Origin of the sequence: Bacillus sp. FSL R5-0286, assembly GCF_038593245.1 — a bacterium.
GTDB classification, from domain to species: domain Bacteria; phylum Bacillota; class Bacilli; order Bacillales; family Bacillaceae; genus Bacillus; species Bacillus altitudinis.
Genome location: NZ_CP151977.1, coordinates 2,392,019 through 2,406,825 on the forward strand (window position 1 = coordinate 2,392,019; position 14,807 = coordinate 2,406,825).

Genomic DNA, 14,807 nt, shown 5'->3' on the forward strand with positions numbered 1-14,807 from the left:
TCTTCACCTTATTCTTTTAAATGACTTATAATGATTTTTAGTATAATACATCTTCCCATTACTTCCATACACAATTCTCTCATTACCTCTATTTATACCTTTAATCTTTGGTTTTACATCATATTCTCTATATGTTGTGTTTCTAGGTAGCTTCCAATGTCTTTTTTTCTTAGGTTTGTTGTGATATGTGCGACCACCTTTATATCCTTTCGGTGCTGCTCCTCCTTTAGAGGAAATATGTTTTGCTACTTTTTTAACATGCGCCGGTGCCTTATGCACTCTCTTAAGACGATACGCCTTATAAGCTATTTTTGCACCTTTAACCACAGCGCTTCCGACTAAACCTATTGCTGCAGCTTTAGCTACACCCCGCCAGCCTTTACCTGATTTATAAGCTTTGTATCCATCATATACCGCAAATCCTGCATTCACAACATACCATACCCAATGACCATCCGGGTCCACATTCATGACTGGATTGTTGTTTCCATAGGTATATCCGTTTTGATCTAGTGAATCTCCATCGCTTCCTGGGTCTGGGTCAAGTGATAGGAATACGCCATTTTTCGGTTCATAGTAGCGTGCAATTAAATAGTAAAGTCCTGTTTCTTCGTCGAAGCGGTAACCAGCATAGCGATATGGGTTTCCTTTTACTTCTTCATCTTCTTTTACTTTTGTTGGAACGCCCCATGTATCGTATTCGTACTCAGCAACGATTTTTCCTGCACTATTTGTGATGGCTATGACATCACCGTGTGCATTGTAGTGATAGAAATATTTGTTTCCATTTTGCGTGAATGCAAGGAGTTGTCCACTCTCACCGTATGTGTATGTTTTTGTGACTTCGTTGTCTCCATCTGTTTCGTATAAAACATTCAGACTATCGCCGTCATAAAAGTAATTTGTTACTTTTCCATTCACTGTTTTTTGAATTCTGTATCCACGCTCATCATATTTGTAAGTGACAAATGGGTTGTCTTCCCCTTTTTTCGTAATGGCCGTTATGTTATCTTCTGCATCCCATTCATAAAGGAATTGTCCGTCAGACGTTCGGTTGCCATTTTTGTCATAAGTTAAAGTCTCATCATTTACCTTTGTCAGTTGGTTCATGATGTTGAATGATGCGTTGATTGTTTTTTTAGTGCCATTTTGTTCAGTCGTGACGGTTTTTCTGTTTCCAAACCCGTCATATGTGTACTCAATGACCGTGCCATCTGGATGAGTTTCTTTGATCAATTGATCTAATTTTCCATATTCATAACGAATCTTCCCGTTGCTTCCTTGATCAACCGTTATTCTGTTTCCATTTTGATCATATTCGTAAGCTTCGTTTAAGATCGTCGTGCCTTGGCTTGTTCCAATGTGCAAATCATTGATTAAGTTGCGCTCATCATAAGCAAAGCTAGCACCACTGCCGTTACCTGTAATAAAGGACTGAACATTTCCATTTTCATCATAATCAAACGAATACGTAGAATTTGAATCCTTCATCTGCGTCATTTGATCAAGCTTATTGTAACTGAATTGGTTCGTCCCTTTTTGATTTCCGTGTGTCCACTCAAAGGATTTCAGTTTGTCTGAATCGGCTGGATACGTCCAAGTTTGGCTGCTGCCTCGCTCCGTTAATTTTGTAATACGGTTTTGTTGGTCAAACGTTCGATTTTTGGTTGTATTTTGTTCTTTGTTGACAACCGTTGTTTCGTTTCCGTTTTTATCATAGCTAAAGTTATATTTTTCTGTTCCATTGTATGATTTTGATTTCACTCGGTCTGTTCCATCATACGTGAGAGACACTTCATGTCCATTAGCAGAAATCGTTTTGATTAAGTTGCTATTCGCATCATATTCACTTTTCAACACATTCCCTAATGGATCAATGGTTTTTGTCAATTTGCCCATTAGGTCGTATTCGAATTGATACGTCTGATCTGACTCTGCACGAATGGTTTTCGACTGTTCATTGCCCTCTTTATCATACGTTCTCACAATGGATGTCCCATTAGATAAAGTGATTTTCTTCAGCTGATCAGCCTGGTCATATTCAAATGTTGTTTTTTCGCCTTTCGCATCTGTTTCAGAAAGTTTTTTGCCTGTTTCGTCGAAAGCAGATTGAGATGAGTAACCAAGCTCATCCTCTTCTTTAACTGCATAGTTCCCTTTTTCGTCGTAAGTGGTTCTCGTTAAAAGACTACCTTCTACTAGACGGATATCGTCAAACCAAACCATTCCAGTCGCGCTTTTTTGGAAAACAATCTGAACGTCGACTTTTTTCAATGGTTTTGTTTTTGGTATGACAACCGCCGCTCGGTTCCACTCCTGTGAACCGGTTGGGAATTTCGCATTAAATGTTCCTGTTGTGCCATCTGTATACGTGACGGACGCTTGAAGTGAGTAATCATTTTCATTTGAGGCTTTGACATTTTCAGCCTTAGACATCCCAGTCAATGTGACATACACAGATTGATCATTTGCACTTTGTTCAATTGGTACAGATTGTTTATAGATGACATTCGCTTGAGATGAAGTGGTTCTGGTCATTTTTAACGAAACGTCATCGTTAAAGCCTTCTTCATTATCTAATGAACCACCTGTTCCGCTCCAGCTTGTTGTTTTATCCGTAAAGGAATTATTTTTGACTGGATTATAACTTGATGAAACTTCGCCTTTTTCTAGCTGAATCTCATCGAACCAGGCTTTTCCTTTTCCAGCCTTATCTCGATGATCCACTTCCATATAGATCACAGCTTTGCCTGCATGAGATGGCGTCGTAAACGTGACTTGGCGTTTTGTCCAATCGTTTTTGCCTGATAATGTACTGTAACCGTTACTGATCCATTGAATTCGTTTGTTGTTTGTATCTCTTAAATCGATGTTAAAAAATGCTCTTGCTTTCGTTAGCTCTGTCTTTATTTTCCCACTAAGTGTATACGTCGTATTTGGCTCTAGTGTCACTTCTTGAGTAGCAGAAGAATAGCCAAGTTCTGTTCCTTCAGTTGTCGACTGTGAACTGACCTCTAATACTCTGCCGCCAGATAACGGACCACTTTTTTCAGCTGTTTGCGCTAATTTCCCATCATCCTTAGATGCTGTAAGCTTCCAGCCAGTTAGCGTATCTTCAAAACTGCCATTTTTCAATATACTCGCACCTGCAGCAAGTTCTTTACTCGTTTGTACCAAATTCCCGTACGAATCATAAATACTTGCTGAAGACATATTTCCACTTTGATCCGTTTCAGATACAGCATCTAATCCATCGTAGGCGATATCTGTAATATCTCCTTCTGTATCTTTCACTTTAGTAACATCATTGTTTTTGTTATACTCGTAGGTTTCCGTCCCATAAGCATCTTTCGCCTGAATGACGTTGCCATTTTTGTCATACGAATAGCTTTCTGTAGCTTTTCCTTTTTCTACATCATTGGGATCAGTTTCTTCTACGATTTGGTTGCCTTCATATTTCGTTTTAGTAGTAATTTTAAGCCCTTCCGCATCATCTACAACTTGAATCGGGTTGGCCGCTTCATTATACGTATACTGTATTTTCCGGCCGTTTGGCTGCGTCAGCATGAGTGTCTTTTTAGACATATCATATGCATACTCAAAGGTTTCTTTTTTTGCATTGATCGCTTTGACTAAACGGTGATTTTCATATTGGTATTCTGTAAAAACAGGCTGATCTTCTGTGCTGTTTTGAGAGAATTGTTTAATCAATTTTCCTTCTTTGTCATATTCATATGAGATACTCGTTCCATCAGAATCAATGACTTTTCTTAGGAAGCCTGCATCATACTCATATGAAAGCTTTTTTCCTTTTGGTCCTTGGACCGAGATGATATGACCATCTTCATCATATTCCATTGTTATTTTTCGTCCAGATGCATCTTCCATTGAAGTGAGCTGATTGTTTTCGTTATATTTGTATGTCGTTGTATTTTTATGTCCATCTACAATCTTGGTGATTTTCCCACCATTTTTACTAAAGTGTGCAAAGGTTTGATCCTTCGTTTTTAACATGTATTCATCTTTTGATTCCGTTAATTCAAGGAAAATACCTGTTGGTGGTTGATACGTACCATCTGCTTTTTTTGTAAAAATATGAGTTGTAGCATCCTCATCAAGATAGATGGCACCTTCTTTTGTTGGCGTGATACTAGTTTCTACATCTGCGTACCACCCTTGTCCAAACAGGTGGTCAGCTGCATCTAAACTGTTGTAAGTTCGACCAATTCCAAGTCCTGGTCCTCTTCCATCAATCGACATTTCTTCTTCACTGACAATCACATTACCAGTTGCACCATTCAGCTGGCCGTCTGGTATATCAATAATCGACCAGTAATCCTCTGTCCCAAGGAATTCGGCACCTTCATGGAATGTCGGGTTAAAGGCTGGTGTCGGAATGGTTTCTCCATTTGCATCGTAAGCAGAAAGGGTAAAGGTGTAGTTCTTGCGTCCTTTATAATTTCCATTCGCATTTTCATAAACTGGTGATGGGTCTAGCGCTAATTCCCCGCCTTTACCATCTGTATGAAGCACATATTTCCCACTTTTAACTTCAGTAGGAGTCGGCCAAATATTCTTATTTTGTGTTGTCCAATGATCGACATCACCAACATCAAATGATTGATATGCCTTACCATTATAGATGTTAATTTTATATCCTTTTGCATTTTTTACTTTGTCCCAATGTAAATTGATATAACCTGTTTGGCTCTCTTTCGTATTCGTATAAGCATACCCAGATAAAGCTTTCGGTCTAGATAGATCAGGTAAAGTAGGTCCAGATGGCGGTGAAGCAATAGCTTCTCCATCTTTATTGTAGGCAATCACTCTGAAGGAATAATGTTTTTGAGCCGCATCTCCTCCAGCATTTTTATAAGTCGCACCAGGATGAATTGGAAGCTCAGCCCCTTTTCCATCTTGGAGGTGCAATGCAAATTTACCTGCTTTAATCTCAGCAGCTGTTGGCCATACTTTTTTTCCTTTTGTTGACCATGATGTTTGATTCCCAAGATCCAATGTCTCATAGCTTTTCCCATTAAACATTTGTATTTTATAACCGGTCGCACCGGAAACTGAAGTCCAAGAAAGATCAAAGTAACCTGTTGCGTTATTATTATTGAATCCTTTTGTACTAGGTGCTTTCGCTCTAGCCACATTCGGCACGACAGGTTTTACTTTTGCTGACATTGCGCCTTCACCTTGGTCAAAAATCGCACTTACAGCTACCCAATAATTTTTGCTTGTCGCATAATTACCACCTGAGTTTTTGTAAACCGGGGAAGGATCAACTGCTAATTCTGTCCCCCCTTTTCCATCTAAATGAAGTTTATATTTCTTAGCTGCAATCTCGCTTGCTGTCGGCCAAATATTCTTTCCTTTTGTACTCCATGATGCCACATTCCCAACTGAAATGGCTTCATATTCTTTTCCGTTATATAGCCACACTTTATAACCTTTTGCGCCAGACACCTTTTTCCAACTTAAGTTTAAGTAACCTGTCCCATTTCCATTACTAAAACCTTTTACAGTTGGTGCATTTGCCTGTGGAATCGTATACGTGACTTCAATGACTGGTTTTTTGGTTGAGTTTGTTGATGAGATTATTTTTTTCCAATGATCTTGTCCATTTCCATTAGCATGTAATTTAAAGCCATAGTTAGCTGTTCCGCTATTCCAAGCTTTGATGGTCGATGTCACATCATAACTCGCCCATTGTCCTTTATATACGTTGGCCTTACCGATGTTTTTAGAACTTGGTTTATTGTTCCATGTTAGCTTTGTATGATCATAGTTGGCATTCACTGTATCAAGCCAAAGACCAGTTGCTTTCGTCCCGTAATATGAATGAGCAACATACGTTTTGAGTGTCGCTTTTGTTACATTCATATTTTGAATCGGTTTGAATGAATTAAACTTCATGAACGCGTAGTTTGTACCAGTTGTTTTATCATAATAACCGGTTTTCAGGACATAACTTTTCAGATTAGCATCCCATTTTTGCGTAGATGTTGAATAGTTTGTTGTTGGGTATGCACTCATAATGAATGTGTCTGATGAAACAGATAAAGAAGTCGATGGATCGATAGACACAGGATAAACTCGTTCAGGATCCTTGAGCCATTTCTCATCAGCAGTTACACGAAGTAAATAGCCATCATCTTCTTTTTGCAATTCAAAGCTCACATCTTCTGATCTAGCCACTTCGCCTGACTTTTCATCTAGATTTGAATCGGTCATAAACGGTTTTGGAACTTGAAAAATGGTCTGTTTTTTCTGATCAAAAAATCTAATAGAACCATCTTCCTCAATTTCTCCAGTTAGATCTGTCTTTATTTTAAATGTAAAAGAATTGTAGCCATCATATCGTTTGAGTACAATATCTTCTTTGATATTTTCATTAAAAGTAAATGATCGCAAATCAATATGTGGAAATACCTCTTCGTATGTAAGTTCGTTGGTGTTCTCTTTAAATTGTGCAGAGGCATCTTTGGAACGAATTTCTGATTTGTTTGTTCCTGAAGCTTTTAAAATTGAAAATTCAATTTGATGCTTCTTGTGTTCGAATGTAGCATAGAGCCCTTTCTTCATTTGTTTTTGAAAGGTTGAATCTAACCTTGCATTTTCCGTTTCTATTTCTTTTTTCGAAGTTGCTTTTAACTCTGGAGAGATGTCCTCCCACTCAGCATCTGGTGACTCTTTTATATGAATGGGGTCAGGATATACTTCTTGCGTAAATACTCCCTCTCCTTCATAGAAAAGTTTGCTATTGGCTGTTCTTTCCGAAAGAACTTCTCCGTCTTTTCCAATTTCAGCTTCATCAATCCCTGCTATTTCAAGGGTTTTTGAATCGTCTGTTTCTGGCATGTTGTTATGACTTGATTTTGTATTTTCTACATGTTCTTCTGCAAAAATGTCAGAAGGTAACATTGATATAAGCATCACAAAGGCTAGAAGCGCTGCAATATTTCTTTTCCAATTGACTTTTCTTTTTAGATTCATATTAATCTCCTTATCATATATTTGTAACATTTGTAACAATACGTCATATATCATAATATATTTGAGATAACGTTTCAATATTTTTCTAAAAATATATCATTCTTTCAAACTAACCCAAGTATCATCTTTTTATCAATATATCCCCAAATTCACTCATAAAAAAAGCATCCTAAACGGATGCTTCTACCAAATGATATTTTTTCAAAATACGATAGGTGATTTCTTTTGCTTCTAGTCCGGTGCCTTCTATATTTGCGGTGAAGATGTAGGTTTTGTTTTCATATTTAATGAAGCCTGCGTACCAGCCGATTCCTGATCCGGAGCCTGTTTTTCCGTATAGCGTGGCGTGTTTCTCTTCTTCTTGTATCATCATTCGCTTGACGGTTCTCATAACAGATAGGTCAAATGGGAGACTTTCTTCATATAGCTGTTTAAGGAAATGGACTTGTTCTACTGGTGAAATGCGCAACGTACTGCTTAGCCAAAATTGATCGATTCCGCCAGATATGTCTTGATTCCCATAATGAATGGCTTTTATCCAATGGCTCATGCGTTCTTCCCCGATATCACGTGCCATGGCTTGATAATACCAGACGACTGAATCTCTCATGCCAGAGCCCAGTGTATGGTCCTTATTCCAGTTATCAATCTCTCTTTTTACCCCGTCCCAATATTTAATGTCATATTCATCTTTAACTGCGCCAGTTTGAAGTCCGATTAAGGCATTTGCTATTTTAAACGTTGATTGTGGTGCAAAGCGCTTGTTCGCTCTTTTTTTGTTATACACCCATGGTGATTTTTCTTTTACTTCTTGAATCACAAATGTGCCTTCCCGCTCTTTCATGAATTCATCGACGGACCATTTTGGAGATGTTCCTTCACTTGATGCAGGCTTGCTCATACAAAGTACTGCAAGCATCACGCCAGCAATCAGCCATTTCATCTTCTTTTTTTGCAAACAATCACCCTCTTTGCTCATGATTGCAATCGATTGTAGCATGCTGACTGATCAGAAATAAGAGCCGCTCGTCCTCTTTTTCAATAAAAAAAGCCGGTTTTATCCGGCTTTCTGTTTATTGTACGTTCAATTTTTTCTCTTCAATCGCTTGCTTTGCAATTTTCGAAATCGTCATATCGTCCATTGGTGGGTTATGAAGCCCAGCACGAATGTCTCGATAGTAACGTTGAAGCGGGCAGCTAAGGCTTAAGCTTTTTGCACCGACTAAACGCATGGCTTTATCGACCACTTGCAGACTATCATTAACGACTGTATGCTTCACAGCACCGAATTCATTGATTAACAGCTCTCTTTTCTCTGGCTGCTCATATAATGTTGTCGTTGAATAGATGACATGGCGTGCTTGCTTTAGTAGTAAATCAATTTCGCCAATCAGTGTTTGGATATTTGGCAGTTCGCTAATCGTTCCGCTAATACTGTTCGGTGAATGGGTGATGGCATACTGAACAGCATAGTCTCTTGCCGCTTGTGCAATCCCTAAATAGCAGGAAGGAATATGTGCGATCCAAGGGTTTAACGTACCGCCCCGAGGTCCTTTTTGCACTTCAACCAACATGTCATCTGGAACTTCCACATGATCTAGAATTAAATCATGGCTCTCTGTTCCTCTCATGCCAACAACATCCCACGTTTCTTCTATAGAAACACCTTTTGTATTACGGTGAATTAAGAAGAAGCCCATCGCTTCTTTTTCTTCGATCCATACACCGACGAGAAAATATGTGAGTGCTGGTGACATCGTTGTGAATGTTTTCCTGCCACTGATCACCCATTGATCTCCTGATCTCGTTGCAGTTGTTCCAGGTTTGCCTCCTCTTGTTGGACTCCCTGTTTGCGCTTCACTGACGGCCCGGTTCACAAGAGCCCCATTTTTGATTTCTTCAGCAAAAAATTGCAGCTGCTTCTCATTCCATAGTTTCTTTTCATAAATTTCACCAACAACTCCTTGGTGCCAGCCGATCGATAAGGCAGTTGCTCCATCCATACTTCCTAGTGTTTCTTGAAAAAGGACCATATCCTTTACAGATTGACCCCCGCCCCCGTACTCAACAGGCAGAGACAACGTTGTATAGCCCAGTTCTACTAATGATTCGATATTCTGTTTAGGAAAATAGGCACCCTCATCATGTTCTTTTGCAGATTGTTCGATCGTTTCACGAAGGGATTCTAGTTGATTTAGCCAATTTTTTTGAAAATCTGTATCGACAAATAATGCTTTAGACAAAACGTATCCAACTCCTCTGTTTCTCGCAATCTATCATATCCGATTTATCCAATAGGTATTATTAAAACACACTTTACTTATAGGATTTAATGTGTTAAATTTTATCAATATTAAGTACATATGTCAAAGGAACGTGATGCTTTTATGATTTCTGCTACTAATCTACATAAATCCTATGGGTCAACTCATGTGTTAAAAGGAATTGATTTCACCGTACAAGAAGGTGAAGTGGTCGCCATTATTGGACCGAGCGGATCAGGAAAAACAACCCTTCTCCGCAGTTTAAACAGCCTTGATATCCCAGACAAAGGAACGCTGACAGTTGGAGAAGCCACGATTCAATTTGAACAATATCGAAAAAAAGATCTTCTAAAACTCAGACAGCAATCGTCTATGGTGTTTCAGCATTATCACTTGTTTCAAAATAAACGAGCACTTGAAAACATCACAGAAGGATTGATTGTGTCTCAAAACATGTCTAAAAAAGAGGCGGAAAAAATCGGAGAGCAATTGTTAACGCGAATTGGGCTGCTTCATAAAAAAGATGCGTTTCCAAGTGAATTATCCGGCGGTCAACAGCAGCGGATTGGGATTGCCCGTGCTCTTGCCATGAATCCTGCGGTGCTTTTGTTTGATGAACCAACGTCCGCACTAGACCCAGAGATGGTCGGAGAAATCCTTGAAATGATGAAAGATATTGCGAGCCAAGGCATGACGATGGTCATTGTGACGCATGAAATCTCGTTTGCAAAAGATGTAGCGGATACAGTGATCTTTATGGCAGATGGGGAAATCGTTGAAAAAGGCTCACCAGAAGACGTCCTGATGAAGCCTCAGCATGAACGGACGAAACAATTTTTATCAAGAATTCATCGCGGGATGTGGCAAGGATTGGAGGAAGACAGATGAAGCGCAAGACTTTATTCACCGCCGCTAGTATCCTTCTGTTTCTCCTCTCTCTCATTGGCTGCAGCAGTGTGAAAACGACAACAGATGATGGCAGACAAATTGTCAAAGTCGCACTAAGCGCAGAAGTCAATCCGCCTTTTTTAGCCACAAATGACCGCAACGAGCCGATTGGCTATAACATCGATTATTTAAATGAAGTCGAGAAACGTTTGCCACACATTCATTTTGATTATATCTTTGGCGAGGAAGAATCCAATTTAATTGGGATCGGCGCTGGGAAATTTGAAATGGCGGCTAATTGGTTTTTTAGTAATCCTGAACGTGAAAAACGCTTTCTTTATCCTAAGGTTCCATACGGCTATTCGATGACAGGTTTAATTGTAAATGAATCAGAGCAAGATATTGAATCTCTAGACGATATGACATCAAAAAAGCTCGCTCCCGTCAGTCCTAGCGGCGGCCTTCGTTCCATATTAAATCAATATAATGAAGAAAATGATCGGAAAATTCCGCTCACGACCATTGAAAGCCCTTCAAACGAACTCAATTTAAAACGAGTCGAAAGTGGACGGTCCGATGCGGCTTTTATGAATATTTCGACCTTTGATACGATTCAAAAACATCTTCACCTGAAAGTCAAAGTGGGCGGCATTGTCTCAAAGGAACCTATTTATCTTGTCTTACAGCCTAGTCAAAAGAAACTAGCATCACAATTGGACCGAGTGACACAAGAGATGATAGAAGACGGAACATTACCTGACCTTGCGAAGAAATGGTTTGGCGTTGATTTCTTTCAAGATATTGACTATATATCAGAGCAAGGCTATCAATATGAAGAAAGGAAGGAAGCGCCATGACGTTTACAGCTGGAGATTGGTTAAGAATCTTTTTACAGGTGGTTGATCGCCTGCCACTCACATTTCTGATGATTGTGGTGTCATTGTTTTTTGCCATCATCATCGGATTGCTGTTTGCTTGCATTCGAATCAAACAAATTCCAGTGCTGAAACAATTGGCGGTCATTTATTTGTCATTTACACGAAGTACACCGCTCATTGTTCAGTTATTCCTCATTTATTTTGGCCTGCCTCAGCTTTTACTCATGGCGGGAATTCAAATCAATCATTGGGATCGTGTGTTATTTGTGATGATCACATTCTCGTTACATACGGGCGCTTATTTATCTGAAGTCTTTCGCAGTGCATATTCCTCTGTTGGGAAAGATCAGCTTGAAGCAGCTTACATTGTTGGGATGACAGATACGCAGGCATTAATGAGGATCATTATTCCGCAAGCCTTTCTCATTGCACTTCCGAACCTCGGAAATTACACCATTGATCTCGTGAAAGATACCGCCATTGCATTTACAATCGGACTCATTGATATGATGGGACAGGTCAAAATCATACTAGGTAATAACTACGGGATAGGGATGTTTGAAGTGTACGTCATCATTGCAATTGTGTATTGGCTGATTTGCATCAGTATTGAACTGATCACGATGCTACTGGAAAGAAAATTTGTGAAAGGCCGCACCAGCCTGTCACGCTAAGGAGGCGATTTGATGCAAACCATTGATATATCATTTGCGATTGACCAAATACCACATATTCTAAAAGGCGTTCCCTTTACCTTATTGATTGCACTTGTTTCTATGGCTGTGAGCCTTTTGATTGGATCTATTTTTGCTTTCATTCGCCTCTTTCGTATCCCTGTGCTCCGCCAGCTGGTCACGCTCTATGTCTCATTTTTTAGAGGAACACCTCTCATTGTTCAGTTGTTTGCTTTCTTTTATGGCATTCCATTTGTTCTGACCAAAATGAATAGCACTTTTGGGTTGACCTTTCACCCGGATATGGTCTCCCCGCTTACCGTTGCCCTTATCACCTTCAGCCTGCATTCAGCCGCACATTTAACAGAAGTGGTCCGCAGCGCACTCCTTGCGGTAGACAGAGGGCAGCTTGAAGCGGCGAAAATCGTTGGCATGACCACCAGACAGGCGATGATGCGCATTATTTTACCGCAAGCGTTTGTGGTTGCCCTGCCAAACCTAGGGAATCAGCTCATTCAGCTGTTAAAAGCCACATCCCTTTCGTTTACAATTGGTGTACTGGAAATCATGGGGATCTCTCGCATCATTGCAAATGACGGCTACAAATTTTTAGAAACGTATCTTGTCTCTGCTTTGATCTATTGGATGCTTAGTATTTTCTTTGAACTCGCTTTTGCTTTGTTAGAGAAACGAGTCAGCGTGTACGGAAAATCTCTTGGACGTTAAAAAAAGAGAACGGCATCTGCCATTCTCTTTATCGTCCTACTTATTCAGCACTGACTAAAATTTTCACTTGATCTTTTTCATTGATTAATGCATGGAAGCCATCTTCGATCACATCGTCCAGCTTGATTTTCTTCGTGACGAGTGTATCTGCAGAGAAATAGCCTTTTCTCATTAAGTTTAATACAGATGGGAAAACATCTCTGTAGCCGATGATTCCTTTGACTGTACGTTCTTTAATGACAATGTCATTCGGCATAATTTCTGCGCCTTTTTCCCAAATGCTTACAATGACTGTCTCACCTGAAATTCTAGTTGATTGGATTGCTTGCTTCAATACAACAGGTACACCTGTCACTTCAAAAGAAACATCGACTCCACCATTTGTACGGCGTGCGATTTCTTGAACAACATCTTCATACTGAGAAGGATCTACAATGATCGCTCCAAGTTCTTTTGCTTTTTCTTGGCGCTCTTTTGATAATTCCACTGCATAAATGTCAGTAGCACCAGCTGCTTTTAATGCTTCAATGACAAGTAAACCGATTGGTCCACAGCCAAACACAGCTGCTGTATCCCCAGCTTGCACTTTACTAGAACGAACCGCATATAAAGCAACTGCAGAAGGTTCAACAAGTGCACCTTGCTCATATGAAATTTCGTCTGGTAACAAATGAAGTAATTCTTCATCGACAGATACATATTCAGAGAATCCTCCGCCGCCACCAGCAAGTCCTAAGAAGCCCATGTTTTCATCTAAGTTGTAAGCACCTTGGTGCCCGTGAGTTGCAAAAATAGGTTCAACAACCACTCGATCGCCTACTTTGTAATTACTCACGCCTTCTCCAACTTCTACAATTTCACCAGAGAACTCGTGTCCCAGTGTAATGGGTGCTTTTTCTTTTGTAAGTGGATGAGGTTCATTCACAGGAATGAAGATCGGTCCGCCTAAATATTCATGTAAATCACTACCACAAATGCCGCACCATTTTACTTTCAGTTTCACTTTTCCTGGAGCAACTGTTGGTTCGTCAATTTCCTCTAGTCGAATGTCCTTTTGATCGTGCCAGCGTAGTGCTTTCATTTGTAAGACTCCTTTTCTCATCAATTTAATTAACTTACTTAAATAATGATAACATAATTTTTTTAATTTTCTAAGTAAGATGCACTATTTTTTTGACAGTCAATGGACGAAAAATGACAAAACATAGCAACAGACAAATAAGAAGCATACATAGGCAGCCAATCATGACAGAAGTACGTATCGATAAAACATGCGCCAATGCGCCGCATATTCCTGTCATCATCATCGTCAGAACAGCTTCACATAACGCATAAAAACTTGCCACTCTCCCCATAACCTCTACCGGGATATTCGTTTGATAAAAAGTCATAAAACCGGTGTTTGCAAATGCTAAAAAGAAAGCGAGAACAAAGAAGCCAGCTGCTGCGACAGTCAATGTGCTTGAAAAAGCATAGATCAAGTATCCAAAAGCCACAAACAAACTCCCCGCACCAAGCATCACTGAAATAGGCAGCCTTTCGACAATGACCGTATTGAGACATGCCCCTGCGATAATCCCTGCTCCAGCTACACTGACAAGAAACCCATATTCGGTATTGGTCAACATCAGCACTTCCTTTGCAAAAGCTGCTTCAAGTGAGTCAATGGCAGTCGGCAGCACTGTGATGGCGGCACTAAATAATAAATACACGGCCATCACTTGCCTGGATGTGAGACTGAAACGAAATACAAGTTTTGCATCTTCCTTTAATACCGAGAGAGAAAAGCCCTTTTGTGCCCCGGCTGCTTTTGACAAAATCGGTAAACACATCGTCAAAACAGCAGATATCAAAAGGCAGATTGCATTTACATAAATTGAAAGGACTGGTGTACCAATGAGAAAAAGCAACCCTGCTACGGCGGGTCCGAGTAAAAATCCACCAGACTGAAGCAAAGATCGAATGGCATTAAACCGTTTTCGTTTATCCGCCGGGATTAGTGCTGTCATATACACCATCGAAGCTGGATGAAACATGGCTTGTGCCATATGAATGAGAAATAGCATCACATATACGATCAATAAGTGGCCTGAAAATAAGGCAAAGGGTAAACAAGCAATCAGAATGGCCCGGCATAGATCTAGACTGATCATGACATTCCGCTGATTCAGTCTATCTATTAAACTACCAGACCAGCTATTTGTTAAAAGAGCCGAGACAGGTCTTAACATATAGACGGCTGTTACAGCAAGAACGGAGCCCGTTTCCTGAAAAATCAGCAGATGGAGAGCAATTATATAAATCCATTCTCCTATGTTCGCAATACCAATCGCTCCAAGTAACATGCTCATATCCCGCCAATGTTTTTTCATCGTGGT

Annotated in this window: 9 protein-coding genes; 4 read left to right on the forward strand and 5 right to left on the reverse strand. The window is 39.9% G+C overall.

What is annotated here, in order from left to right:
- Positions 1 to 3: 3 nt before the first annotated feature.
- From NST24_RS12350 to NST24_RS12360, 3 genes are all read right to left on the reverse strand, one after another.
- Positions 4 to 6,999, reverse strand: coding sequence for a DNRLRE domain-containing protein (locus NST24_RS12350; protein ID WP_342461834.1), 6,996 nt, complete (start codon positions 6,997 to 6,999; stop codon positions 4 to 6).
- A 169-nt stretch (positions 7,000 to 7,168) separates the two neighbouring features.
- The gene (gene blaBPU, locus NST24_RS12355; RefSeq protein WP_342461835.1) at positions 7,169 to 7,957 is read right to left on the reverse strand and encodes a BPU family class D beta-lactamase; all 789 of its coding nucleotides are present in this window, start codon (positions 7,955 to 7,957) and stop codon (positions 7,169 to 7,171) included.
- A gap of 115 nt (positions 7,958 to 8,072) precedes the next feature.
- Positions 8,073 to 9,242 (reverse strand): acyl-CoA dehydrogenase family protein, encoded by a 1,170-nt coding sequence (locus tag NST24_RS12360; RefSeq protein ID WP_342461836.1) that lies wholly within the window; start codon positions 9,240 to 9,242, stop codon positions 8,073 to 8,075.
- 120 nt (positions 9,243 to 9,362) lie between these two features.
- On the opposite strand from NST24_RS12360, the gene NST24_RS12365 reads away from it, so the two are divergent.
- The 4 genes from NST24_RS12365 to NST24_RS12380 are packed head-to-tail and all read left to right on the forward strand — an operon-like array spanning position 9,363 to position 12,429.
- A complete protein-coding gene (locus NST24_RS12365) occupies positions 9,363 to 10,151 on the forward strand; it encodes an amino acid ABC transporter ATP-binding protein (protein WP_008342612.1) in 789 nt (262 codons plus the stop codon).
- Positions 10,148 to 11,008: an amino acid ABC transporter substrate-binding protein gene (locus NST24_RS12370; protein WP_342461837.1), complete on the forward strand. Its 861-nt coding sequence runs from the start codon at positions 10,148 to 10,150 to the stop codon at positions 11,006 to 11,008. Before NST24_RS12365 ends, NST24_RS12370 begins: the two co-directional genes overlap by 4 nt.
- Positions 11,005 to 11,703, forward strand: a complete 699-nt coding sequence (locus NST24_RS12375) for an amino acid ABC transporter permease (protein WP_008342617.1) — start codon at positions 11,005 to 11,007, stop codon at positions 11,701 to 11,703. The genes NST24_RS12370 and NST24_RS12375 overlap by 4 nt, the downstream gene beginning before the upstream one ends.
- A gap of 12 nt (positions 11,704 to 11,715) precedes the next feature.
- Positions 11,716 to 12,429, forward strand: a complete 714-nt coding sequence (locus NST24_RS12380) for an amino acid ABC transporter permease (RefSeq protein WP_056705375.1) — start codon at positions 11,716 to 11,718, stop codon at positions 12,427 to 12,429.
- 40 nt (positions 12,430 to 12,469) lie between these two features.
- On the opposite strand, the gene NST24_RS12385 is transcribed toward NST24_RS12380, so the two are convergent.
- Together NST24_RS12385 and NST24_RS12390 are read right to left on the reverse strand one after the other, a co-directional pair.
- Entirely contained in the window at positions 12,470 to 13,510 is a 1,041-nt protein-coding gene (locus tag NST24_RS12385) for a 2,3-butanediol dehydrogenase (RefSeq protein ID WP_008342621.1), read from the reverse strand.
- 70 nt (positions 13,511 to 13,580) lie between these two features.
- Positions 13,581 to 14,801 carry an MFS transporter gene (locus NST24_RS12390; RefSeq protein ID WP_024718351.1) on the reverse strand — a complete coding sequence of 407 codons (1,221 nt, stop codon included), beginning with the start codon at positions 14,799 to 14,801 and terminating at the stop codon, positions 13,581 to 13,583.
- Between the last annotated feature and the right edge of the window lie 6 nt (positions 14,802 to 14,807).